23 protein-coding genes and 1 pseudogene are annotated in these 23,625 nt (G+C 39.5%); 9 read left to right on the forward strand and 15 right to left on the reverse strand.

The window, feature by feature from the left end:
• Positions 1 to 41 precede the first annotated feature (41 nt).
• The 3 genes from B2906_RS06520 to B2906_RS06530 form a co-directional block, all read right to left on the reverse strand.
• Complete coding sequence (locus B2906_RS06520) at positions 42 to 1,832, reverse strand: ABC transporter ATP-binding protein (protein WP_219957225.1); 1,791 nt, start codon at positions 1,830 to 1,832, stop codon at positions 42 to 44.
• 75 nt (positions 1,833 to 1,907) lie between these two features.
• Positions 1,908 to 3,029, reverse strand: a complete 1,122-nt coding sequence (gene solA, locus B2906_RS06525) for an N-methyl-L-tryptophan oxidase (RefSeq protein ID WP_219957226.1) — start codon at positions 3,027 to 3,029, stop codon at positions 1,908 to 1,910.
• Between the two features lie 88 nt (positions 3,030 to 3,117).
• On the reverse strand, positions 3,118 to 3,717 hold the full coding sequence (locus B2906_RS06530) for a hypothetical protein (protein ID WP_219957227.1): 600 nt from the start codon (positions 3,715 to 3,717) through the stop codon (positions 3,118 to 3,120).
• Between the two features lie 217 nt (positions 3,718 to 3,934).
• On the opposite strand from B2906_RS06530, the gene B2906_RS06535 reads away from it, so the two are divergent.
• Positions 3,935 to 5,113 (forward strand): tetratricopeptide repeat protein, encoded by a 1,179-nt coding sequence (locus B2906_RS06535; RefSeq protein ID WP_219957228.1) that lies wholly within the window; start codon positions 3,935 to 3,937, stop codon positions 5,111 to 5,113.
• A gap of 4 nt (positions 5,114 to 5,117) precedes the next feature.
• On the opposite strand, the gene B2906_RS06540 is transcribed toward B2906_RS06535, so the two are convergent.
• Together B2906_RS06540 and rbfA are read right to left on the reverse strand one after the other, a co-directional pair.
• A complete protein-coding gene (locus tag B2906_RS06540) occupies positions 5,118 to 6,344 on the reverse strand; it encodes an FtsX-like permease family protein (RefSeq protein ID WP_219957229.1) in 1,227 nt (408 codons plus the stop codon).
• 9 nt (positions 6,345 to 6,353) lie between these two features.
• Positions 6,354 to 6,737 (reverse strand): 30S ribosome-binding factor RbfA, encoded by a 384-nt coding sequence (gene rbfA / locus B2906_RS06545; RefSeq protein WP_091653629.1) that lies wholly within the window; start codon positions 6,735 to 6,737, stop codon positions 6,354 to 6,356.
• An 82-nt stretch (positions 6,738 to 6,819) separates the two neighbouring features.
• On the opposite strand from rbfA, the gene B2906_RS06550 reads away from it, so the two are divergent.
• Positions 6,820 to 8,205, forward strand: a complete 1,386-nt coding sequence (locus B2906_RS06550) for a hypothetical protein (protein ID WP_286936131.1) — start codon at positions 6,820 to 6,822, stop codon at positions 8,203 to 8,205.
• A 226-nt stretch (positions 8,206 to 8,431) separates the two neighbouring features.
• On the opposite strand, the gene secDF is transcribed toward B2906_RS06550, so the two are convergent.
• The 4 genes from secDF to B2906_RS06570 all read right to left on the reverse strand — a co-directional run bounded on the left by secDF (position 8,432) and on the right by B2906_RS06570 (position 13,130).
• Complete coding sequence (secDF, locus tag B2906_RS06555) at positions 8,432 to 11,404, reverse strand: protein translocase subunit SecDF (protein WP_219957231.1); 2,973 nt, start codon at positions 11,402 to 11,404, stop codon at positions 8,432 to 8,434.
• Positions 11,405 to 11,494: 90 nt separating this feature from the next.
• Positions 11,495 to 11,839 carry a hypothetical protein gene (locus tag B2906_RS06560; RefSeq protein WP_219957232.1) on the reverse strand — a complete coding sequence of 115 codons (345 nt, stop codon included), beginning with the start codon at positions 11,837 to 11,839 and terminating at the stop codon, positions 11,495 to 11,497.
• A 56-nt stretch (positions 11,840 to 11,895) separates the two neighbouring features.
• The gene (locus B2906_RS06565; RefSeq protein WP_219957233.1) at positions 11,896 to 12,516 is read right to left on the reverse strand and encodes a uridine kinase family protein; all 621 of its coding nucleotides are present in this window, start codon (positions 12,514 to 12,516) and stop codon (positions 11,896 to 11,898) included.
• 32 nt (positions 12,517 to 12,548) lie between these two features.
• A complete protein-coding gene (locus B2906_RS06570) occupies positions 12,549 to 13,130 on the reverse strand; it encodes a non-canonical purine NTP diphosphatase (protein WP_219957234.1) in 582 nt (193 codons plus the stop codon).
• Positions 13,131 to 13,222: 92 nt separating this feature from the next.
• Between B2906_RS06570 and B2906_RS06575 the strand changes: the two genes are divergently transcribed.
• The 4 genes from B2906_RS06575 (at position 13,223) to B2906_RS06590 (ending at position 15,719) form a co-directional block, all read left to right on the forward strand.
• Positions 13,223 to 13,786: a TIGR00730 family Rossman fold protein gene (locus B2906_RS06575; RefSeq protein WP_091653619.1), complete on the forward strand. Its 564-nt coding sequence runs from the start codon at positions 13,223 to 13,225 to the stop codon at positions 13,784 to 13,786.
• A gap of 115 nt (positions 13,787 to 13,901) precedes the next feature.
• On the forward strand, positions 13,902 to 14,405 hold the full coding sequence (locus B2906_RS06580) for a hypothetical protein (protein WP_091653617.1): 504 nt from the start codon (positions 13,902 to 13,904) through the stop codon (positions 14,403 to 14,405).
• A 322-nt stretch (positions 14,406 to 14,727) separates the two neighbouring features.
• Complete coding sequence (locus B2906_RS06585) at positions 14,728 to 15,306, forward strand: hypothetical protein (RefSeq protein WP_219957235.1); 579 nt, start codon at positions 14,728 to 14,730, stop codon at positions 15,304 to 15,306.
• On the forward strand, positions 15,303 to 15,719 hold the full coding sequence (locus B2906_RS06590) for a hypothetical protein (RefSeq protein ID WP_219957236.1): 417 nt from the start codon (positions 15,303 to 15,305) through the stop codon (positions 15,717 to 15,719). Before B2906_RS06585 ends, B2906_RS06590 begins: the two co-directional genes overlap by 4 nt.
• A gap of 862 nt (positions 15,720 to 16,581) precedes the next feature.
• On the opposite strand, the gene gndA is transcribed toward B2906_RS06590, so the two are convergent.
• Positions 16,582 to 17,994, reverse strand: a complete 1,413-nt coding sequence (gene gndA, locus B2906_RS06595; RefSeq protein ID WP_219957237.1) for an NADP-dependent phosphogluconate dehydrogenase — start codon at positions 17,992 to 17,994, stop codon at positions 16,582 to 16,584.
• Positions 17,995 to 18,186: 192 nt separating this feature from the next.
• Between gndA and zwf the strand changes: the two genes are divergently transcribed.
• The 3 genes from zwf to B2906_RS06610 all read left to right on the forward strand — a co-directional run bounded on the left by zwf (position 18,187) and on the right by B2906_RS06610 (position 21,596).
• On the forward strand, positions 18,187 to 19,719 hold the full coding sequence (gene zwf / locus B2906_RS06600; protein ID WP_091653609.1) for a glucose-6-phosphate dehydrogenase: 1,533 nt from the start codon (positions 18,187 to 18,189) through the stop codon (positions 19,717 to 19,719).
• 21 nt (positions 19,720 to 19,740) lie between these two features.
• The gene (pgl, locus tag B2906_RS06605) at positions 19,741 to 20,454 is read left to right on the forward strand and encodes a 6-phosphogluconolactonase (RefSeq protein ID WP_219957238.1); all 714 of its coding nucleotides are present in this window, start codon (positions 19,741 to 19,743) and stop codon (positions 20,452 to 20,454) included.
• An 89-nt stretch (positions 20,455 to 20,543) separates the two neighbouring features.
• Entirely contained in the window at positions 20,544 to 21,596 is a 1,053-nt protein-coding gene (locus B2906_RS06610) for an NAD(P)-dependent alcohol dehydrogenase (protein ID WP_219957239.1), read from the forward strand.
• A 48-nt stretch (positions 21,597 to 21,644) separates the two neighbouring features.
• Here the strand turns inward: B2906_RS06610 and B2906_RS06615 are convergent, their stop codons facing one another.
• The 5 genes and pseudogenes from B2906_RS06615 to B2906_RS06635 form a co-directional block, all read right to left on the reverse strand.
• Positions 21,645 to 21,938, reverse strand: a complete 294-nt coding sequence (locus tag B2906_RS06615; RefSeq protein WP_219957240.1) for a type II toxin-antitoxin system RelE/ParE family toxin — start codon at positions 21,936 to 21,938, stop codon at positions 21,645 to 21,647.
• Complete coding sequence (locus B2906_RS06620; RefSeq protein ID WP_219957241.1) at positions 21,923 to 22,159, reverse strand: hypothetical protein; 237 nt, start codon at positions 22,157 to 22,159, stop codon at positions 21,923 to 21,925. Before B2906_RS06620 ends, B2906_RS06615 begins: the two co-directional genes overlap by 16 nt.
• Positions 22,160 to 22,211: 52 nt before the next feature.
• Positions 22,212 to 22,370: pseudogene (locus B2906_RS06625) on the reverse strand (Holliday junction DNA helicase RuvB C-terminal domain-containing protein); the annotation flags it as partial.
• A gap of 8 nt (positions 22,371 to 22,378) precedes the next feature.
• Complete coding sequence (locus B2906_RS06630) at positions 22,379 to 22,630, reverse strand: hypothetical protein (protein ID WP_219957242.1); 252 nt, start codon at positions 22,628 to 22,630, stop codon at positions 22,379 to 22,381.
• A 352-nt stretch (positions 22,631 to 22,982) separates the two neighbouring features.
• A complete protein-coding gene (locus B2906_RS06635; RefSeq protein ID WP_219957243.1) occupies positions 22,983 to 23,579 on the reverse strand; it encodes a hypothetical protein in 597 nt (198 codons plus the stop codon).
• Positions 23,580 to 23,625: the final 46 nt, after the last annotated feature.

Genomic DNA, 23,625 nt, shown 5'->3' on the forward strand with positions numbered 1-23,625 from the left:
AATGTTCAGAAATTTTAATTGAAAATGCCTATGGTAGATATTTAGTTTTCGGCAAACTGAAGGCGTACTAAATTCGCATAAAAGCCGTCCTCCTGCTCTAAAAGCTGCAAATGATTTCCCTGCTCTACAATTTTCCCTTCGCTTAGCACATATATTCTATCCACTTTTCTAATGGTCGCTAATCTGTGAGCGATTATGATTGTGGTTCTACCTTTCATCAATTCATCCAAAGCCTCCTGTACCAGATGCTCAGACTCCGCATCCAAGGAAGAGGTTGCTTCATCTAAAATCAAGATAGAAGGGTCTTTCAAAATGGCTCTGGCGATTGCTACTCTTTGCCTCTGTCCACCTGAAAGCTTAACTCCCCTCTCTCCAACCAAGGTATCTAAGCCTTCCGGAAACTGAGAAATAAACTGCCAAGCATTGGCTTTTTTGGCAGCCATGATTATTTCTTCCTCGCTGGCATTAGGCTTGGCATAAGCAATATTCTCCCGAATGGACCCACCAAATAATAAAACCTCCTGAGGCACCATTCCGATATGGGAACGCAATTGTTCCAGATTCCAACGATTTAGATTCTGCCCATCAATTTTAATCTCCCCTTGGTGCACTTCATAAAACTTAAGCAAAAGTTGTATGATGGTAGACTTACCAGCTCCTGAATGTCCTGCCAAGGCAATTTTTTCACCAGGATTGACATAAAAGCTTAAATCCTTCAAAACCTGAAGCTCCGGTCTGGTAGGGTAGGAAAAAACGACCTGTTCGAATTCAATTTTTCCCTCCAGATTATCCACCCGAAACTCGCTGCTTTCCTCAACTTTTTCATCCAAAATTTCCAAGACCCGCTCAGAACTTCCTATTGCTTTTTGGATCTGACTGTAGATATCTCCCAAACCTGCGATAGAGCCTCCTATAAAAGTGGTATACAAAACAAAGGATACTAATTCACCAATACTCATTTCGCCGGAAGCCACCAAGCTTGCGCCGTACCACATGACCGCTACGATTCCTCCAAATAGTGCAAAAATGATAAATGATATGAATGCCCCTCTGAATTTGGCTGTCTTCAAGGCTACATGCACTACTCTGTTTAGACCTTTTGAATATCGGCTAGATTCATACGCTTCTCCCACAAATGATTTGACTGTACTGATAGACTGCAAAGTTTCTTCTACAATCACATTGGCAGCAGCTAATTCGTCTTGAGTCTTTTTGGAAAGTCCACGAATAAATCGACCGAAAACCATTGCAACCAATACCAAAATTGGGAAGGTCCCCAACATGAAAAAGGTCAATTTGGGGGTGGTGAAAAACAGAAAAGCAATCCCTGCAATCAGCGTAACTACCTGTCGGAATAATTCTGCTAGGGTCACTGAAAAGGTATCCTGGAGCAAACTGACATCGGAAGTGATTCTAGAGATCAATTCCCCTGTTCTTCTTTTGTCAAAAAAGGTCATCGGCAACCTCAAAAGCCTATTGTAAAGCGACTGCCGGATATCCCGCATGGACCTTTCAGAGACAAGTGCAAATAACCATACTCTGAAAAAGGAAAAAATACTTTGCACAGCTAGAATCCCTACTAACATCAAGGCTATAGTATTGATATCAGAAACTATCCAGTCTTCTCCTTGGGCGGTATCTATCAGCTTTCCTGCAACAAAAGGAAACGTCAATAAGGTTAAAGAAGACAGCAGGAGGAAAAATAAACCCGCAATAAAGGTCCATTTATAGGGTAATAAAAACCTGAAAATCCCACTTAATTTCTGAAAACTCTGCTTATTCAACTTCCGCTTTTCGTGCTCTTCCAAAGCAGTTCCTCTCTTCTTGGCCATAGTACTATTACTTCAATCTGCAAAAATAGACCTTTTACTTAGAAAAAAGGGAAAAGACTCGGATAGTCTGAGGAATTAAGCCAAGCTGGCCAAAAGCTGCTGACTCATCTTCTCTCCAATAGCAGCAGAGTGCTTAAATCCATGACCGGAACATGCGGATACCATCCAAGTCATTGGAGAATCAGGATGCTTGCCTATCACAAATTTTGAATCCTCCCTCACAGTGTAAAAACAAACCTCAGATTTGAGAAACTCTTTTTTAAGCCCTTTGATTTTGCCCTGGATTTTTTGATTCCAAAATTCCTCCTGTTCGGTTTGGCTCACTGACCTATTCAAAAAGTCCGGATGTAATGAATCTATGAAAGATTCTGTGGCCACTTTGATCGACTCTCCATCCAAACTGGGAAAGCCATAGATAAAGTCCTCAGCTTGGGGTCCAAATCCCCACATAAAAACGGGAAGATTACCAAAATCCAGAGACTGATCCTCAATTTTTATCCAATGCAAAACCTGTCTACAAATCTTGAATTTATAGGCTTGATTCTCTGGCAGAAAGTCCTTGATCCAGCCACCATTGCATAAAAGGACTCTTTGAGCCATGATCTTTTCTTCCTTGAGTTGTAGACAGACTCCTTGTTCGGTTTGTTCCAATTCAATCAAAGGCGCATGAACTCTCAGTTGCGCGCCTTGCTTCAGGGCCAAATCCAACTGGGTTTCAATTATTTTTTCGGGAAAAAGATAGCCCGCACTAGGTTCAAAATAAACAGCTCCAGTTTTAGGTAAGTCAAATACCCCATAGCGCTTTTCCAATTCTTCGGAACCCAACAATTCATGAGAGATGGAGCGCTTTTGCGCAATACTTTTGGTTCGTTCAAAAAACCCCTCTCCTCCATGCTTGGACCATGGCTGAACTCCAGAATCCAATAAAATTCCTCCACAAGGTATGAAAAGCTGGTTTCCCGAATCTTGCTCCATTTGTTTCCATATCTCCTGAGATCTTTGGGCAAAGTTCACATACTCTTCCCCTTCGCCTACTGCAAGCCGTGTAATTCTGGTTTCACCGTGAGAAGAGCCCATCGCATGAGGTGGGTCAAAGCGATCTAATCCTAGAACTGAAAAACCTGATTTTGATAAAAAGTACAAGGCAGCTGACCCAACAGCTCCCAGACCGACTACAGCTATATCGACTTGCTTCATGCTAAAAACTTTGAACCAAAATAATCATTAGAAGCAGTTGAAGCACTTATGAACTACATTAATTCCGAAATCAAGGATAATTCTACGATCAATCTTTCCCCATTTGGGCGTCGATCAGTTCCCTTTTGAGTTTCCGCTCTCGCTCTAAAGTGTTTTTTCTATGTTGATCAAATTCTTCCTGAACCTCTTCCAAGTCCTTTTGGGCTTTTCGAATCTTCTTGAAGCTCCTGAAATATTGAAAGGAGAAAAATGCTAATGCAATCCCTAATCCTCCAACAAATAGCCACATCAGAGAAGAATAAACGGCCTTATGAATAGCTATTCCAAAAATTGAAAAATTATCCTTCGCTTCTATAGCTTCCTGCTTTTCAGCTTCAGTTTGATCTAGAACCTGATTTAAACTGGAAATGCTATCATTTTTGGAAGTCAGCTGGGTTTTGAGCTCCATTACTTCCGCCCTCATGGTCCTCATTGAATCCAGCATATTGGATCTTAACTTATCCAGATTACTTTTCTTAACTACTTTATATTCCTGATAATTATTGGAAGCATCGTAGATGTATTCAAATTGGGAATCGATGGTACCGGAGTTCAATGAGTTTTGAGATTCTGAGGACTCCTGAGCCTGAATGCTGGCAGAAAAAAAAGAGAAAATGCCAACCATTAAGCTGAGGGTAATTTTTTTCATAAATTAGGTGTTTTACTATTTACTAAGGGCTGAGAAACCAAGAAACGTGCCTCATTTTCAAAATTATGGCCTTTTTTTGGAAAGGCCTGACCAAAAGTTGATTTTTGATCGTAAATCAATGGGATAAAATCTCCGGAATGATATCCCAAAAATGCTGTGGATTTTCTACATGTTTCGAAAAAAATTACCTTGAAAAAAAATCCCGATGATAAAATACGTGTTCATTTTCATTTTAATGTTTGGGTTGGGCATTAGCACCTTCGCCCAGGAAAATGATTTTGATTTAGGAATTCAGGCCTATAATGAGGGAGATTATGAGTCTGCTTTTCTCCTTTTTGACAACTGGTTGCGAGAAAATCCACGAGACCCTGAAGGTTATTGGTACTTGGGTCAAGTTTACGAGCAATTTGATGGAATGAGTGATTTTTTGGCTTTGGAAAACTACAACCAAGCCTTGGCGCTCAATCCTGAGATGACTCCCGTCTATTTGCATAGGGGGCGCTTATTTCTTCGATTAAAAAGATTTGAAGAGGCTGAGGCTGATTTTAAAACCTATAGAAGATTACCTAAAGGAGAGACTACCCGAATTATCTATAAAACCTCCGGTACAGACAGTGGAGTTTCTTCCATTTTCACCGACCAATCCGAAAACCCTTCTCAGATTTTATATCTTTTATCTTTGAGTAAAGCTGGCCAAGGGCAAGTTGAAACTGCCATTTCCCTATTGGACTCTGCTATATACTATAGTCCACTTGAGTCAGATTTCTATGCTGAAAAAGGCAAGCTACTCATGGATGAAAAGCAGGATCAGGCAGCCTTGATTGCCTTGGAAAAAGCCTTGCAAATCAATCCTGATCATTATCTGGCTAAGCAGCGAGTCTTGAGCATCCGTCAGGGAGGGGACAGGGAGAAATTGGAAGAATTGACCAAAGCAATCTCTACGGATCCTGAAAACCCTCTGCCGTGGAAGATTAGAGGCTATTATAAATTTTCCCAATCAGACTTCAAAGGGGCATTGACCGACTTTTCAGAAGCTATATCACTGCATCCAGAGGATGCGGAAAACTGGTTTTACCGAGCAAAAACATATGCCAAACTGAAAAATTGGATCAAGGCTGAACAGGATTTTACCGAAGCTATGTTTCTGACTGAGCAAGAGCCTGAATTGCTTTTGGGGAGAGGACAAGCCCGATATTATCAAAATAAGACCGAATTGGCCTTGGCTGATTTCATACAATTAATCAGTATTGATCCCAGCAATGCCAGCGGATATTATCACAGAGGGATTACTTTACACAGACTGAATCGGGCATCTGATGCCTGTAATGATCTGACCAAAGCAGTGCAACTCGGAATGGAAAATATAGGAGAGGTCAAGCAAAAAATCTGCAATTAATTTTTTAAAGCTCTTTGATAGTATCTACTCTAGAAGCTATAAAAGCTGGCCTCCAAGAAGCAAGCAATGTAATGGTGACGACTGCTAAACTGATCCAAACAAAATCTGAAAGTACAATCCGAACCGGATAAGCATCGACCACAGCAGAGGCAATTCCCAAGGATACTAAACCAAAAGATTGCTGGGCGAGGCAAATCAAATAGCCCATGACCAAACCAATCAAAGCACCTGTAAAGGCTATTAAAGCTCCCTGCTTCAAAAATATTTTTTGAATCAATCGATCTGGAGCTCCCATGGCTTTGAGAACAGCAATGTCCTTTTTCTTCTCAATAGCCAGCATACTCAGAGAAAAGAAAATATTAAATGAGGCTATCGCCAGAATAAACGTGAGCGTCAGGAAGACAAAAAGTTTTTCCAATTTCACTGTTCTTAATAATCCCGCATGCTGTTCATCCGTATTTTTCACAGTGAAATCACTTCCTAAATGGGCTTTTAGTCTTTTTTGAACTTCCGCAACAGTATTTCCTTTTGCTACTTTGATTTCTAGGGAAGTTCTTCGATTTCCGTAATTCAAAAGGTCGCGGGTAAAGTTTAAGGGTGCAATGACATATTCATCATCGAATTGTCTTTCAACAGAGAAGAAAGCTACCGGGTCCAAAACTGCCGAAGCATATAACTGGCTTGGATCTAAGGTGGCAGCACTGCGGGGTGCTTTGGGATAAAAAACTTTTAAAGGAACATTCTGATCATCCAGATTGACTGAAAGAAAAAATCCAACACCTCTCCCCAGAATAGCTCCGGGTCTCAGGTCAGTCCCCAGTGTGGTGTCTCCCCAAAAATATCCACGGGTAAATCGGTCTTGTTCCAGAAAATTATCCGATACACCCTTGATCGTTCCTACCAACTGATTGCCTTTATAGTCTAATAAGGCATTGTCCTCGATCACTTCTGTTAATACCGCGACGCCCTCAATGGCCCTAATTCCTCCAAGCCATTCTTCATCCACCTCAAAACTTTTACCCAGGCTCGCTTCTACTTTTAATTCGGCATCAAAGCTGGCAAAAAGCCCACGGATCAAGTCCTCCAAACCATTGAAAACAGACATGACAATGACCAAAGCCATAGTACCCACTGCAACTCCCACCATAGATATGGTAGAAAGCACAGTGATGAAATTCCGCTTTTTTTTACTTCGGAAATACCGGGCCGCTATAAAATAACTGAGATTCAATCGCTGAAATTAATCTTCGTCTTCCTCTTCTTCTTCCTCAGGTGCAGGTGGAATATCCAGACCGGAAATGACTTTGTCCATATGCTGAGCATAAGAGGCTGATTCATCAGGAAAAAAGGCGAGCTCAGGGATAATTCGAACAGATTTCCCGATTCTCTTGCTCAGATAAAGTCTGATTTCCTTTTTATGATCATTGATCAACTCATAGGTAGACTGAGGATCTGCCAGCAAAAAGCTCAGATAAACCTTGGCTACACCTAGGTCGGGACTAACCAACACCCTGGTAATAGTAACCATGGCTTTACCAACAAGATGTCTAGCCTCTTTTTGAAAAATTTCTCCTAACTCCTTTTGCAGGAGTTTTGCGTGTTTTTGTTGTCTTTTACTTTCCATATAAAGTATTTGTGGTACAAATTTAGCGAAATACTTGGGCAAGCTTTAATTTCGGGGCAATCCTTAACGAATACCCAACACCTTGTATCAATTTTTCAAAGTAAACGATCCTTTCCGACTCATAGGAATATTGCTGTTCCTGGTGATTTGGAGCCTTATTTACATCCTATTTTCGGATTTTCCGATTACTGCTACACAGCTAAATTGGATGTTATTAGGAGAGCGCCTTGGCAATGGTGTTTTTCTTTACCAACACATTATTGATGATACCGGGCCATTATCAGCAGGATTATTTTCCTTGTTGGATTTTCTTTTTGGCAGGAATCCGCTCATGCTGGAAATTCTTGGAAGGATTTTAGTCTTGTTCCAAGTTGTTTTCTGGAACAACGTATTAATCAAATACCGGGTTTATGATGAAAACACCTATTTGCCAGCTATCATCATGTTGGCGCTTTTCCATATCAGCTTTGATACCTTAAGTCTTTCACCCGCATTATTGGGAAGTACATTCTTGGTTTTGGCCTTATCCAAGCTTTTCTCACAAACAGTACTCCAAAAAGACAGCACCGAATCAACCTTGTTGATCGGTATTTATGGAGGACTTGCTACAGGATTTCATCCTATCTACGTGGTTTTCCTTCCCTACATGATTTTAGTAGGCATTGCTATCAGTGGGTTTTCATTTAGACAACTGATGCTTTCTCTCATGGGATATCTCTTGCCCATATTATTGATCTCTGTTTTTTACTATTGGAATAATGGATTAGATGAAGCAATAGAAATATGGCCATTGATCTTTGTATCCGAAAAGTACCTATATCAACCTTATTTGAATTGGTTGATTTTAGGTGCGCTTCCGGTTTTACTTGCTTTGGTAGGTTTGTTTTTCAGTTCAGTCTTTAGAGCTTCCACCATCAATCAGCAAAAACAAAGACAATTGATGGTCATTTGGCTAATTTTTGCTGTACTGAGTATTTTCTTTTCAAAAAGACAGGCAGGGTTTCAATTGGTTATTTTACTTCCGGGACTTAGTTATTTGATTACACCATTTTTTCTGACTGTCAAAAAAAGCATTGCCACCATAGCTTTTTATCTTCTTATTATCGCTTTGCCTGCATTTAGCTGGTGGTGGATGTCTGAGGAAGTAAAAAAAGAATCCGACTACTTCATCAAAGAAAATTCTTCAGCCAAATATGATGGAAAAGGAATGATGATATTAGGAGACGACATCAGTCCTTACCTCATTGGAACCTTCGAAGGACCTTTTTTGAACTTCCATCTAAGCAAGCTATTCCTTGAAATGGATAGAAGCCTTCCGCAACGCGCCAAATTATTCCAGTTGATCCAAAGCCAAAGGCCTTCGCTTATTTTGGATCAGGAGGGAGTTTTTGAAAAGCTACTGAAAGATTATCCAGAACTGGCAAGAGAATATAGACTGGAAAGCAATGGAATTTATAGACTGAAATAAAGAGGCTTCAAAATCCTTTCTATCAATGCCGATTTCTTTCGAATAGAAATGCTTTCAGATTTCTTGTAATAAAAATTGATTGCTAATCTTTACTAGGTATCCGGTAAGGGAAAATTCTTAAAATAAAATCGCCTCAAAACCCTATCCAGCTAAGTCTGCATAGCAAGTAATTAAAAAAGCCACTCCCTTCAAAAAGGAGTGGCTTTACAATTATATAGGCTAGAGATTAGCTGACTTTTTTAGCTTCTTTCTCTTTTTCACTTTCAATCTCACGCTTCATCAAGTCTACTACAATAGGAGTAGCGATGTATACGGAAGAATAAGTACCTACTAGGATACCGATGAACAATGCGAAAGAGAATCCTCTTAACACTTCGCCACCAAATATCAAGAGTACAATTACCACAATCAATGTTGTGAATGAAGTAATCAAAGTACGTCCTAATGTCTGATTAATGGCATCATTAAAGATTTTCACAAGCTTACCAGTACCTCTGTTTTCGATATTCTCTCTGATTCGGTCAAATACGATCACGGTATCGTTGATGGAATAACCAATCACTGTCAACACCGCTGCAATAAATACTTGATCGATTTCGAAGGTTGCCCCAAATGCGCTTGCAATAGCAAAGGCTGCAATCACAAATAATGTATCGTGAATCAATGCGATGATGGAAGCCAAAGAGAATTGCCACTTACGGAATCTCACCAAGATATAAAGGAAGATGGCAATCAATGCAGCTAGCATCGCCTCCACAGAGGAAGCTTTGATATCATCTGCAACTGTAGCTCCTACTTTGGATGAACCTGTGATAGCAAACTGTCCTGAAGTAAGATTTTCAGCATCATCTGTGAAAGTCAATCCAGTTACTGATGCAATTCCTGATTTTACTTTTTCCTCTACTTGTTTGTTAGAAGCATCATCATCTTCATTGATCAAGTAGGAAGTAGTAACTTTCAATACATTGTTTGCACCGTATGTTTTCACCTCTACTGAACCATCAAATTCACCATCCAAACCGACTTTCAGTTCAGAAGGAACTACTGGCTCTTCAAAAGCTACGATGTAAGATCTACCTCCAGTAAAGTCAACACCGAATTTCAATCCATTGACAGCAGCAATCCCTAAACCAAGGATAATAATTCCTGAAGAGATCAAATAAGCTATTTTACGCTTTCCTAAGAAATCGAAGTTTAAGCTGCTCAATGTATTTTTTGCAATTGGAGAAGAGAAGCTGATAGAGCTCTTGTCACCTTTTTTGCTCATCCAAGACACAATTACTCTTGTGATGAATACCGCAGAGAAAAATGAAGAAGCAATACCGATCATCAATACGATTGCAAATCCTTTAACAGGACCCTGACCCAAGGCGTACAAAATAGCACCGGTCAAGAAGGTAGTGACGTTGGAGTCCAAAATAGCAGAGAATGCCTTATTGTAACCAGAGTTAATTGCCGCAATCAATCCTGCTCCATTTCTAAGTTCTTCCTTGATACGCTCGAAAATCAGAACGTTCGCATCAATGGACATACCAATGGTTAACACGATACCTGCGATACCTGGCAATGTAAGTGCAGCACCTAACTGAGCTAGAATTCCTAGGATAAAGAAGATGTTGAACACCAATGCAGCAATTGCTACAAGTCCACCTTTAGAATAGTAAGCCAACATGAATAGCACTACGATCACCAAACCGGAAATCATAGAGAACACGCCTTGACTTTGAGCTTCTTTACCCAATGTTGGACCAATGATACTTTCTTCTACGATTTGAGTAGGCGCTGGAAGAGAACCTGACTTCAAGATATTAGCCAAATCCTGAGCTTCCTGAAGGCTGAAAGAACCTGAAATTTCAGATTGTCCTGTAGGAATTTCACCGTTTACTACTGGAGCTGTATATACATAGTTGTCTAGTACAACTGCAATTCTTTTTCCAATATTGGCAGCGGTCAAGGATCTCCATTTTCTAGCTCCTTCAGCATTCATCTGCATGGAAACTGCAGGTCTGGAAGTTTGATCCAAAACCTGACGGGCATCTGTCACCACATCTCCTTCCAAAGGAGCTTCATCTGTTCCTCTTGGAGCCTTGATAGCGTAAAGTTCGAGAACCTCGTCGCTAGTTCCTTCCGGAGTGAATGGTTTTACTCCCCAAAGCAATTTGATATCTCTTGGTAAAAGAGAGTTGTAATCAGGGTTTTTCAATATTCTGTTGATCACAACGGTATCTCTCACCTGATAAGCCAAACCGTAATTTGGATACAACAAGCTGAAAACTGGAGAAACATCTGTGCTAGGATTCAACGGGTCAATCTCTGCCAACTGCTTTTCCAAAGCATTTCTTAGAGAATCTTCCTCAGACATATTTTCTGTGGAAACTGTATCAGCAGCAGCAGGAGTGTTGGAAGATTTGTTGTCAGCAACCCAAGCCGCATTTACTGCTTCCAAAGAACCGCCTAAATCATTCAATTCAGCTACTTCCCAGAACTGAAGTTTAGCTACACCTTGAAGCAAGTTTCTAACTCTTTCCTGATTATCCACACCTGGAAGCTCGATTTGGATTCTTCCAGAACCTTGGATTCTCTGAATATTTGGCTGAGAAGTACCAAAACGGTCGATACGAGTTCTCAAAATGTTGAAAGAACGATCGATCGCATTTTCAACTTCTTTGTCTATGATATCCAAAATTTCAGAATCAGAAGACTCCAAAGAGATTCTTCCTCTGTTCGCAGCTGTTGCGAAAATGCTGCTTAGCTTTTTATTTGGATTATTGGACTGCCAAGCGGAATAGAATAGGTTGACAAATTTATCTGTAGAGGTTTTTGCTGCCTGTCTGGCATCTTCTACTGCTTTGTTAAAGCCTTCATCTTTGGGATTTCCTGCCAGACCTTTGACGATTTCCACCGGGGAAACTTCCAAAGTCACGTGCATACCTCCTTGAAGATCCAGACCCAAACCAAGTTCGGTTTCTTTGATCTCCTGATAAGTAAAATCAGCACCTAGAAAATTGTAAACAGGCTCTCTCCAGATGGAATCCAGATAAGCTCTTCTTTTGGCAAAATCAACATTGCCGGAAGCATCAGTTGCATACTCGGATGCATTTTTCTGAATGCCATTAGATACAAATGTGAATGACAGATAGTACAGACAGAGGCCTGTAATAATCACTGTCAAAAACACAATGACACCTTTGTTTTGCATAGGGATTAGATATTAAATTATTATTTGTGAATACAGAATTAGGCAATGCTGCAGAGCAGCTTGCAGATTTAAATTAGAAAAAAGAGGGTTTTAGGGTCCTTTAGTGGATATAATCCGCTCAAAAAGTATTTCAACCAGCTGATTGGGCTGAATAATGGAAACAGCTTCTGCTACAAAAGATCTGGGCTCGAAGCTGACAATTTCATATATCAAATAGAATACTGTGTGGGTCACCTGAACCGCAAATGGAACTACGGCATCTACTGCAACGCTCAAAAAAGTTTGTTCTTGATCAGAATTGGTATGTTGCTCGGTTTGAACCGACTCGTCCAATGCAGTATATTCTACTGAAGAGATGAAGAAACACAAAAGCAAAGCAAGCAAAACGGTGACCCGCTGCTTCAAAAGATTGCTATTTGTCTTCTTGCTATTCATGGGATGCAAATATAGCCATATTTTGATTCCCAAGTAATTTAGCTATGTTTTTTTGCTTATTTACCAGACTTGGCTCTCAAATAAGTACGGATCACTTCCAGCGCTTTATCGAAACTATGATTGTTTGGAACGATCAAATCCGCCTCATTTTTGAAAGGCTTGATATATTTTTCATAGGTAGGCATGACGTGCATTTCGTATCGATAAAGCACATCATCCAGGTCATAGCCTCTTTCTACTTTATCTCGGATGATTCTTCTTTTGAGTTTAATATGGTCTTTGGCATCGATAAAAATTTTCAAATCTAACAACTCTGCCAATTCGGGATAATAAAGAACAAATATTCCCTCCACTACTACCACTGGAGCTGAATTGAAAGTCAGCATTTTTGGCTTTTTAGCAGCATTATTAAAAGTGTATTCTTCCCTTTGTACAGTTTCTCCAGCTTGGATTTTACGGATATCAGAAGCATAGGCTTCAAAATCAATGCTAAAAGGAGTATCGAAATTATGTATCCCTTGGGCATCTACGGGCTGCAAGTGTCTGGGTTTGTAATAATTATCCTGAGAAATAAGACAAACCTCGCCGGGTTCAAAAGTACTCAATAAACGCTCTAAGAAAAGGGTCTTTCCTGAAGCAGAACCCCCAGTGATCCCGACGATAAATGGCTTTTGCATGGGCACAAAGTTAAATCATTTTCACCCTTTTATCAGAATTTTCTTTGGCTTAGAAATTTAATCAATTGATTTACTGCCTTTCCCCGGTGGGAAATTTGGTTTTTCTCATCCATACTCAATTCTGCAAAAGTCTTCTCATATCCTTCTGGCTGAAATACCGGGTCGTATCCAAAACCTTTTTCACCAATCCGCTTATCAAGTATCTGTCCTTCCGCTATTCCTTCGAATTGATGTTCTTTTCCATCCAGAATCAATGCTATGACAGTTCTAAACCTCGCTTTACGATTTGCTTTGCCTCTCAGATTCTCCAAAAGTTTATCAATATTCCGCTCGTCTGATCGGGGTTCTCCAGAGTACCTTCCAGAGTACACACCCGGAGCTCCATCCAAAGCCTCCACTTCCAAGCCGGTATCATCCGCAAAACAATCTACTCCATAATTCTCCTTGACATATCGGGCTTTTTGAAATGCATTGTGCTCGAGCGTATTTCCAGTTTCCGGTAATTCTTCGTGGCAACCTATTTCCAGCAAAGAAACAATTTGAAATTTATCACCAAGAGCAGCTTTTACCTCTTCTATTTTCTTGGCATTATTGGTAGCAAAACAGATTTTCATAATTCAAAAATAGAAAAATATCTATGGGCTGACACGGTTGAACTTGGGTATGCAGGATCAAAGCTCTAACTTCGAAAACAGATTTTAATAGTATGAAAAAAGTCACCATTTATTGCGGATCCAAAAAAGGAAATTCTTCTGTATTTGAATCTGCTGCAAGAGCTTTAGCTCATGAAATGATCAAAAGAGACCTTTCCTTAGTGTATGGAGCAGGAAGAGTAGGATTGATGGGGGTAATAGCCGATGAGATGCTGGCAGGAAATAAAGAAGTCCTTGGGATAATTCCCCAAAAGCTAGTTGATCGGGAAGTCGCTCATACGGGCTGCACGGAGTTGATTGTGGTAGAAACGATGAGAGATAGGAAATGGCTGATGGCAGAAAGAGGAGATGGATTTATTGCCATGCCTGGCGGAATAGGAACCCTCGAAGAGCTTTTCGAAATCATGACGCTCAACCAGTTGCATTATATTCAAAAGCCCTTGGCCTTATACAATGTCAATGGTTATTATGACAAATTGATTGATTTCTTGAACCATGCGATGGATTCTGGATTCTTGTATCCAGAGCAGGAAGAGCTTCTCATAGTTTCTGATGACCCAGTGGATTTATTGGATCAAATGGCGGCATATCAAGCACGGAGACCCGCTGATTGGTAGTTTTTTCTTTTGGGGTGATTTTCAGACTAATATTTGTTTTTATACGTTAAAACTTCAAGCTTATTCCGAGACTTTCATCAGTTTTTTCTATTTTTGCTCAGTTATTCAAGGCTTTATGATCGAAAAACTCTTTCCATTAGACAAAAACTATATCCTGAGACAGGCTCAGTTTGTGCTGGAGGAGGAACTTTTGGAGCAGATGATTTATGAGCTAAAGCGCTCCTACACATACCTGTACAATCCATTGCAGCTAATGGATCAGACCTATGCTAGGATTCTTGACAGCTTTGAATTTCCAACAGACCGAATCCGTATGATTTACCGCCAGCTTTGTGGAATCTACCGATTTAAGCATGGAGATAATCAATTGGAATTACTTTTTGACGGAAAATCTCATTTCGAAAAGTTTAAAGAGGATTGGGAAAATTCATTCATCAATTACGTGAAGGAGCTGGGTAATCATGAGCAGTATGTCAAAACCATGCTTAGAATGACTGTTCTGTATGACACAGAATCCCGAGCTGAATGGGCTGAGAATAATTGCAAGGCTTTTATCAATCAGTATTTTGACCTGAAAATCGTCAAAAGGCAAGGCGAGCTACGAATGAAAGTAGGGTAAAAGAGGTGTTGAAGAAACTCTTATACTTCAATAGCTATTTTTGAGTTCTGATTTAAGATTTACGAAGGACACAGGGACTTTTGAGATTTTTTATGTCTTAAAATTGAGGTCTGAGTTAAAGGTGGATTGATTTTAACCCAAAAAGACGTGTAGGGAGCAAAGAGTTCGCTGAGAAAATCAGTGTTTTTAGTTTAGAATAGACAATTGAAAAAACACTTTGCCTCTTTGATGGAGATCAAACAAAATTAAAAACCAACTAGCTTCTTTGTAATTGTTTCAGATTTTATTTTATTGAAAGGAGAATCCTACTTTTAAATACTCCATGCGAAAAATTGTATATCTATTAATTTTTGTCCTTTCAGTTTCCGCTTGTGTGCAAGACGGTTTAAATCCAGATCTGAAGAGATTAAGCCCTGAAGTCATAGAGGCGAGAGAATGGTTACAGCAAAATCAAGAAGCCATGGACTTGAAAGCTTTACAAACTAAATCAGATAGATTAGATCCCAAATTTTTGACTCGGGAGTTCAATTGGGAAAGAGCTTTGGTTTTGATTGATTCCAAAAATCGCACAGCTATTGAGATTCCGGTTCACTATCCAAATGGGATGATGTTTGGCGTCACAGGAAATAAAAAGCCCCCTAAATCCGTACGAACCTCTCTAGTTTTGGTAAAAAAACAGGAAAAGGAATATGCACCATATTTTTTAAAAATTAATTCTGAAGACACGGAGCACATCTTTTCAGCGAATAATTTTCACCTGATAGGCTACTTGAATATCCCCAATAATTTTTCTGGAGAATTTAATTTATATAATTGGGATGAAAGCTGGATAGGAACTACTGTATATAGTAATGGACAACCAATCCGTTCTCGATTCCCAAAAGATCAATCTATCGAATGAAAAAATTGATTGCTGTTTTCTTGTTTCTTTTTGGTTTTTCGGGAATTCCAATTGGCTTTTCACAAGAATTCATACCTCGGGCTATAATTGGAAAATGGATAAGTGAGGAAGATCAAAAGCTCATTTGGGAGTTTTCTAACCCTTTCTTATTTCAAAGTGAATATGAGGGCCAAAACGAATCAAGTTCAGGGGTTTTTAACATTCTTGATTGGGAAACCACTTGTAGCGAATACAAGGAAACGGATTTGAAAGATCAGAAGTACCTTCAAATTAAAGATGAAGAGGGATTTGTTTTTTGTTATTATCTGGAAACATTAAACCATGAGCAATTAACTCTCATCTATATGCCTCGTGGAAATATTCTATCTTTTAGAAAATTGAAGCCTGATCAGAATTCTGCGATAATGTTTTAACTTAAAAATGTCAAAACACCCATCAGATTGGTGAAAATTGCGGATTTATGCGCTCAAAGAATCTGCGTTGCGTTTTACGAAATCTTTGAAAAATCTTGCTTCTTTCACTCTTTATTTTTCTAACCTGAAAGCATATTTTAATCGCTTACAAGAGATTGAAAACATAACATGCTAAACTCTTTGCCTCTTCCAGTCTTTGCGAGAGATAAAACCGTTGCGTCGCCGCGCCTCTGCAAGCCATTATTTTTAAACAGCATAGGAATGATAGAAAACATAGCATTCTAAACTCTTAGCCACTTCTTTTCTTTGCGGGATACATTATCGCTGCTCCGTTGCAACTCAGCTAGAGAAATTGAGACTGCCGCGCTCCGCAAGCTGCGCTCGCAGTGACGTCCAAACTTTAAACTTTTTCTTTGCTTCTTAAATTCTTAGCGGGAGACAATATCGCGATGCCGCTGCGCTATTTTCGAGATTAATTTGTACCGCTGAGCCGCTGAAGGCGCAAAGGAGATCGCAAAGTTTTTTTCCAACCTTTCTCCCCTGCTAAAAATGAAAGACCAGTTATTAGGAAATACATCCTTCATCATGAATAATGGACCGCCCTTAATAACTAATAACTCAATAACCGTTGCCTCTGATGCTAAAAGAGTCAGACTTAGAACTCCTGTCATCGGAATAGGGGGACGACCCTAATAACCTATTACTCAATAACCAATAACTTTTCATCTGCGTTTCCGCGAGCAATTTTAAAAACCACAGAGGATACTTAGCCTCTTCCAGTCTTTGCGGGAGAAAAAATGCTGCGCCTCTGCGTCGCCGCGAGTATTTTCTCAAGCTTTCCTAATAACTAATTACCATTAACTTACTCCCCCCACTCGGTATGGAAGATTCCCTCTCTATCGATTCTTTCGTAGGTATGCGAACCGAAATGATCTCGCTGAGCCTGGATTAGGTTCAAAGGTAATCTTCCTGAAGTGAATGCATCAAAATAGCTTAATGAAGAAAATAATCCGGGAACTGGAATTCCAAATTCAGCAGCGTATATCACTGTTTTTCTCACCGCTGGTAGACAGTCCTGCACCTGCTTGACAAAAGAAGGAGATAGCAACAAATTAGTAAGTTGAGGATCCGCCTCAAAGGCCTCAGCAATATCTGCCAACAAACCTGCACGAATAATGCACCCTGCTCTCCAAATTTTTGAAATCTGGGCCAAATTCAGTTCATACCCGTATTCTCTGGATGCCTCGGCCAACTGGTGTAAGCCTTGTGCATAAGAAACTATAAAAGAAAAATACAGTGCCTGTTCTGCTTGGTGGATCAGTTGATCCTTATCCATGGCCACCAAAGCTGGTCTATGATATAGTTTATCTGCCTGGATTCGCTGATCTTTCAAAGCTGAGATCTCACGCATACTTACCGCCATATCAATGGTCGGTATAGGTATCCCCAAGTCCATCGCATTTTGAGAGGTCCACTTTCCTGTTCCTTTTTGTTTGGCTTTATCCAAAATCTGGTCTACCAATCTTCCATCAGAAAACTCATCTTTTTGAAGGAAGATTTCTGAAGTGATCTCAACCAAAAATGATTGTAGCCTATCCTTATTCCAAGAGGCATAAACCTCATGAAGTTCGTCATTCGTAAGATTTCCAGCCTTTTTCAGCAGGTCATAAATCTCAGAGGTTAGCTGCATAAGTGCATACTCAATTCCATTATGAACCATTTTTACATAATTGCCTGCAGACTTAGGACCTAAGTAGGCAACACAAGGTTCACCTTTGTATTTGGCAGCAACCGCTTCAAAAACTGGACGCACATGCTCATAGGCTTCCTTATTCCCCCCAGGCATAATGCTTGGACCTTTTCTGGCCCCTTCAGCCCCACCGGAAACACCGGAACCAAAAAAGTGAATCCCTTTCTCTTGCAAGTAGGTATCTCTTCGATCTGTATCGGTGAAAAATGAATTTCCTCCATCAATAATAATATCTCCTTTATCCAAATGAGGAATTAAATCCTCAATCACCTGGTCAACAATTTTTCCAGCAGGAACCAAAAGCATGATTTTACGAGGTGAGGAAAGGGAAGCAATAAATGTTTTCAAGTCTGAGCTAGCATTTACTCTTTCGGGATTACCGCCTTCTTTGATCAATGCTGAAACTTTCTCGGGATCCAAATCATAGCCAAAGGCTTTGAAATCATTGTCCGCTACGTTTAAAATAAAGTTTCGGCCCATCACGCCCAGGCCAATCAGTCCAAAATCAAATTGCTTTTGCTCCATCTTTTTTATGCTTTCTCGCTTTTTCCAGCTTAATCTATTATTTGCTCGAAGTTTAAAATAAATAAGCCTTATTTTTACGATTCGAATTCAAAATTAACCTATCCTACGGAGCATGCCTGCTTTTTTCCAAAAAAGTATTGAGAAAGATTCAGATTTTTGCTTCCTAAAACACACCCTAATCCCGCTGATTTGATGAAAAAAACCCTAAACCAAATGCTAATTATTTTTGGAGCTTCGGGTGATTTGACTGCCAGAAAATTAATTCCAGCCATTTACAACCTCTACAAAGGCCAGCATTTACCGGAAAACTTTGTGGTTTTAGGAGTGAGTAGAAGTAATATGGGAAGTGAGGAGTTTCGGTCTAAGGTTGTACTTGAAAGCGAGTTTCTTCAGAAAAAAATAGCCAAGGAGGAAAAAGACTTTGTACAGAAGTTTGCCGATAAGCTTTACTATGAAGACCTAGGCACTGATTATGATGCTTCTTACGAAAAGTTAGCCAAAAGAATCAATCAGCTGGATGAGGAACATGGAACAGACGGAAATCTGATCTTTTATCTATCTACTCCTCCCAGCTTATATGAAACCATCGCCAAAAACCTTCATGATGCAGGATTGACCAAGGAAGAAAAAGGCTGGAGAAGATTGATCGTAGAAAAACCATTTGGATATAACCTGAAGTCTGCGAAAGCATTGAATGATGGGCTCCATTATTATTTCAATGAAGGACAGGTATATAGAATTGATCATTACCTGGGAAAAGAAACGGTTCAAAACTTATTGGTAACCCGCTTCTCCAACTCCATCTTCGAACCACTTTGGAACCGACGCTATATCCATCATGTGGAAATCACCAATGCTGAAACAGTAGGGGTAGAGAAAAGAGGTGGATATTATGATAAGTCCGGGGCATTGAGAGATATGTTCCAAAGCCATTTGCTTCAAATTGTTTCCTTGATCGTAATGGAGCCACCGATCAGTTCTGATGCAGAAGAAATCCGAGATGAAAAGGTAAAAGCCTTGAAATCATTGCGCATCATGAAAGATGAGGAAACTATCATTAAAAATACCTTAAGAGGCCAATATGTAGGATCCACAATTGGAGGAAAGAAAGTCAAAGGATACCGGGAAGAAGAAGGTGTAAATCCTGAATCTACCACGGAAACATTTGCTGCCCTCAAATTCTACGTTGATAATTGGAGATGGAAAGATGTTCCGTTCTACGTTCGAACAGGAAAGGCCATGCCTACCAAGGTAACAGAAGTAGTAATCCATTTTAAAACCCCACACCACGAGGTTTTCAAAAGCCAGGATGTCTACAAAAAGGATAATAAGCTTATCATAAGGATTCAACCAGATGAAGGAGTTCTTTTGAAATTTGGAGTGAAAGTTCCCGGTCTCGGATTTCATGTCGAGCAAGCCAACATGGACTTCTATTATTCAGACTTGGATTCCGCCCAAGTCATGGATGCGTATGAGCGTCTTTTATTGGATGCCATGCAGGGAGATACCACCCTCTATGCTAGAGCGGATGAAGTAGAAGCAGCTTGGAGATTTGTAGATCCTATTCTGGAGTGCTGGGAAAACAATCCATCTGTCAATACTTATGGATATGCAGCTGGAACATGGGGGCCTAAAAACTCAGATGAATTGATAGAAGACAGTTTTGGCTGGAGAAACCCCGGTGACTTACTAACTGACGAGTCAGGCTTTTGTATTCTATGCTAATTTAAACCTTACTATAGAGCTATGGAAATTAAAATTCTCGAAAATAAAACAGAAGTAGCCAAGTCTTTTTCGGCTTATTTTGCAGAATTGGTGCAATCCCAAGAGCAGCTATTTGTGGCTCTATCGGGAGGAAGTACTCCAAAAACTGTTTTCGATTATTTAGCTTCAGAATACAGAAATAAGATTGATTGGAGCAAAGTTTTTTTCTTTTGGGGAGATGAAAGATGTGTTCCGCCCACAGATTCAGAAAGCAATTATAAAATGACTGTAGATCATCTGCTTTCTAAGATATCCATTCCTGAAGCCAATGTATTTCGTGTTTTGGGAGAAAATGATCCTGAGGAAGAAGCTTTGAGATATGCGGAGCTTTTGGATAAAACGCTTCCTTTGGAAAAAGGAATACCTCAGTTTGACTTGGTGATATTAGGCATGGGTGATGATGGTCATACCGCATCCATTTTTCCCAACTCCATTTATCTCTGGGATTCATCCAGAAATTGTAAAGTAGCTACCCACCCTGATTCAGGACAAAAAAGAGTCACCATAACGGGTAGAGTAATTAATCAAGCCAAACACGTTGTTTTCTTGGTCACTGGTGCAAGCAAAAAAGAAAAAGTAAGGGAGGTCATTCGAAGAGAGGGAGAATATAATAGTTACCCTGCCAGCATGGTCAATCCCAGCAGTGACTCTTTGGTCTGGTATCTGGACCAAGAAGCTGCTCAAGAAATAAAGTAATTGGAAAGCCATCGAAACCCGATGGCTTTTTACGTTGAAAACTTATCTGTCTCACATCGTGTTCCATCTCAAACCATAAATCCTTTTTTATGAAAACTGTTAAAGCTTATGCTGCCTTTGAGGCAGAAAAACCTCTTGGACCTTACGATCTAGAAAGAAGATCTGTCGGGGCAAAGGATGTTGAAATTGAAATTTTGTATTGCGGAGTTTGCCACTCTGATATCCACACTGCAAGAAATGAATGGGGAGGCTCTACCATGTATCCGGTAGTCCCGGGCCATGAAATCGTAGGAAAAGTAACTGCCGTAGGACAGGAAGTCTCCAAATTCAAAGTTGGTGATACTGTAGGGGTTGGCTGCATGGTGGACTCTTGCCAAAAGTGCCAAAACTGTGAGGCTGATTTGGAGCAATTTTGTGAAAATGGAATGTCCGGCACCTATAATTCTTACTTACAAGACAAGAAAACCATTACCTATGGAGGCTATTCCTCTTCCATAGTTGTCACTGAAAATTTTGTATTGAGTGTTTCGGATAAACTTCCTTTGGAAGGGGTAGCTCCATTACTTTGCGCCGGGATCACCACATATTCTCCTTTACGGCATTGGAATGTTAAAAAAGGGGATAAAGTAGCAGTTGTAGGATTGGGAGGTTTGGGACATATGGCCGTGAAACTTGCCTCTGCAATGGGAGCGGAAGTTACCATGTTAAGTCGTTCGCCTGAAAAAGCTAAGGATGCCGATTCATTGGGAGCTCATCACTTTGAGTTGACTACAGATCCTAAAAATATGAAGCGCTTGAAGGGGTCTTATGATATCATTATTGATACCGTGTCCGCGTCGCATGATTACTCTGCTTACCTGAATCTTCTTCGCACTGATGGAGTGATGGTATTGCTTGGCGTTCCGCCAACTCCTGAACAGATTCACGCTACTTCCTTGATTTTTGGAAGAAAAAGTTTAGCAGGCTCCTTAATAGGGGGTATCAAGGAAACCCAGGAAATGCTCGACTTCTGTGCAGAGCATGGAATTGTATCAGATGTGGAAGTAATTCCTATTGAAAAAATCAACGAAGCTTATGAGCGCACCATCGCGGGTGATGTTCATTATCGATTTGTGATTGATATGGCTTCGCTGAAAAAGTAAAGTAAAAGGCCTAGAGAATTATTCTAGGCCTTTTTTTTTAAAGCTATCTCAGATTTTTAGCTTTCTGGGGTTTTGCCTTGGATCCCATACTCTGAGTATTTGTATTTTGTCTTCAGAATAGGAGTAAAAAATTTTGAATCCTTTCATCACTTTCACTCTCACTCCCTCATAATCTGACTCTATCCCAATAAGTGGGTTTTCAGCGATTATATTTGCTGCCTTGAGAAAAATAGCTTCTAGCTTTTCACTAAATAGTGTGGATTTATTTCGATTCTTCCAATAAGTATAGATTTCGAGCCTATCTTGAATGGACGAAAGGGTCCACTCTATTTCCCTAACCATTCCCTTAACAGCTTTTCTGCTTGCTCAGTGGAATAAACTCGATTTTCTTGGATGTCCTCTAAGCCCTTTTCAATTGATTTCTTTTCTTCTGAACTTAGTATATAACTAGAGACAAGATCTACTTCAAGATCAAGAATTCTATTAATTTCCTCTAAAAGCTTCTCATCATTTAAAGAGGAGACTTTGGAAATTATTGCAGATTTTAGGTTTGAAATACTCATAAGCAAAATTCTTTCAAGAACTTAATTTACGAAAGAAAAGTGATCTTGTTCTTTAATTAAACATCAAACAAACCTCCCATCCTTGGGCTGGCTTGATTTTTAGATGCTTGTATGCCAGTTCAGTGGCCATTCTTCCTCGGGCTGTTCGTTTCATATAGCCTTCCTGAATCAGAAAAGGCTCATACACTTCTTCAATAGTCTCGGCTTCTTTTATTTTAATTATCTTTTGAATTCCTCTTCTTTATAAATCTCCATAAGCCTTTTAACAAGACGTTCAATTTCTAACCTTAATTTTTTATTTTCGATATCAAGTCCGGTAACATCAGTTGCCAAATCTAAAAGCAATTTTTCGAGCTCAATCTTCACAGAAATAACTTCAATAATTGGATCAATATATCTGACATATTCCATATAAACATTGTGAGCAAAAACCCCGAAATTCTGAATTCTTATTGGGTCCCAATGAATCAATACAAGATTTATTCTTGTCTGTAAGCGTTTAATAAGTAAGTAATCATCTTTCCATGGTTTGTACCATTAGATATATTAATGCTATTGCTTTTCCCTGAAATTCCACAAATTATTGAATCCCCCATCTTGCATTTGTTACTATTCTTGGGATCCCACTACTAAGAAAAGCTTTAATTTGGGATGGGGAAAGCCCCTTTGAAATTCCATAAGTAATTGTTCCATTGGAAGTGTATCACCTACTACGGTCTAACTTTTACTGCCTAGCATGGATGCGATTTCGGTGTGAGCCGAATATCTTGTCGATAAACTTAATACCCTATTCCTCAGAGCGTCAGAAATATTTGATGGTAAGTCATCCCTTCTGACTTCTGACCTTCACTGAAAATGGGGGTATCATTCTAGTTTGCTTTGCCAATGCTTCATCTTGGGTAATAGTTAATTTGTCTAAGTATGGATATACTTGCTCATCATCTCTTTCTAAAAATCCAGTTGCGGAAACAAAAATTTTGTTTGAATTGGAAAATGATAGAACAAGTGATTGAGGATAAAGAATCTTTCTTATAATACTTCCATCTAAGTTTTCTTCAATTGCTACATCCCAATTAACAGTAATATTTTCAATAGTTTGTCCTATCGTATTATTCCAAATAAGGGAATTACTCACATCTGTAATTTGATAATTCTCAAAAGGACTGTCTTCATTTATCTTTATACCAACTCCGTATTGAAAAAAGGAACTATCCCATAAAATTTCAATCTTTTTATTATTCTGACTTTGTATCAAAACTGAAAAATCGACTGAATCAATTTGCTTAAAATGGGATTCTTGAAAGGATTTAGATGTAATCATTCTCTCCACCCTAGAATGATAACTTACTGAAGAAACTCTAAGTCCAACTATACTCTCAATGATTTTTTCGAATTCCAAATGCTCTTTCCTTAATTCCATTTTTCGCTTTTAGATAAAATGCCCTTTCCGCTTGAAAGTTGGACTA

The sequence above is a fragment of the Algoriphagus sp. UBA3586 genome (assembly GCF_002376385.1).
GTDB lineage: Bacteria > Bacteroidota > Bacteroidia > Cytophagales > Cyclobacteriaceae > Algoriphagus > Algoriphagus ornithinivorans.

Bases quoted from the DNA above. Each gene is read 5' to 3' on its own strand.
- B2906_RS06590 (WP_219957236.1), top strand. From the start codon at position 15,303: ATGAAAAAATTGATTGCTGTTTTCTTGTTTCTTTTTGGTTTTTCGGGA.
- zwf (WP_091653609.1), top strand. From the start codon at position 18,187: ATGAAAAAAACCCTAAACCAAATGCTAATTATTTTTGGAGCTTCGGGT.
- B2906_RS06585 (WP_219957235.1), top strand. From the start codon at position 14,728: ATGCGAAAAATTGTATATCTATTAATTTTTGTCCTTTCAGTTTCCGCT.
- B2906_RS06565 (WP_219957233.1), bottom strand. From the start codon at position 12,516: ATGCAAAAGCCATTTATCGTCGGGATCACTGGGGGTTCTGCTTCAGGA.
- B2906_RS06570 (WP_219957234.1), bottom strand. From the start codon at position 13,130: ATGAAAATCTGTTTTGCTACCAATAATGCCAAGAAAATAGAAGAGGTA.
- B2906_RS06575 (WP_091653619.1), top strand. From the start codon at position 13,223: ATGAAAAAAGTCACCATTTATTGCGGATCCAAAAAAGGAAATTCTTCT.
- secDF (WP_219957231.1), bottom strand. From the start codon at position 11,404: ATGCAAAACAAAGGTGTCATTGTGTTTTTGACAGTGATTATTACAGGC.
- B2906_RS06560 (WP_219957232.1), bottom strand. From the start codon at position 11,839: ATGAATAGCAAGAAGACAAATAGCAATCTTTTGAAGCAGCGGGTCACC.
- pgl (WP_219957238.1), top strand. From the start codon at position 19,741: ATGGAAATTAAAATTCTCGAAAATAAAACAGAAGTAGCCAAGTCTTTT.
- B2906_RS06635 (WP_219957243.1), bottom strand. From the start codon at position 23,579: ATGGAATTAAGGAAAGAGCATTTGGAATTCGAAAAAATCATTGAGAGT.
- solA (WP_219957226.1), bottom strand. From the start codon at position 3,029: ATGAAGCAAGTCGATATAGCTGTAGTCGGTCTGGGAGCTGTTGGGTCA.
- B2906_RS06580 (WP_091653617.1), top strand. From the start codon at position 13,902: ATGATCGAAAAACTCTTTCCATTAGACAAAAACTATATCCTGAGACAG.
- B2906_RS06520 (WP_219957225.1), bottom strand. From the start codon at position 1,832: ATGGCCAAGAAGAGAGGAACTGCTTTGGAAGAGCACGAAAAGCGGAAG.
- B2906_RS06615 (WP_219957240.1), bottom strand. From the start codon at position 21,938: ATGGTTAGGGAAATAGAGTGGACCCTTTCGTCCATTCAAGATAGGCTC.
- rbfA (WP_091653629.1), bottom strand. From the start codon at position 6,737: ATGGAAAGTAAAAGACAACAAAAACACGCAAAACTCCTGCAAAAGGAG.
- B2906_RS06620 (WP_219957241.1), bottom strand. From the start codon at position 22,159: ATGAGTATTTCAAACCTAAAATCTGCAATAATTTCCAAAGTCTCCTCT.
- B2906_RS06530 (WP_219957227.1), bottom strand. From the start codon at position 3,717: ATGAAAAAAATTACCCTCAGCTTAATGGTTGGCATTTTCTCTTTTTTT.
- B2906_RS06610 (WP_219957239.1), top strand. From the start codon at position 20,544: ATGAAAACTGTTAAAGCTTATGCTGCCTTTGAGGCAGAAAAACCTCTT.
- gndA (WP_219957237.1), bottom strand. From the start codon at position 17,994: ATGGAGCAAAAGCAATTTGATTTTGGACTGATTGGCCTGGGCGTGATG.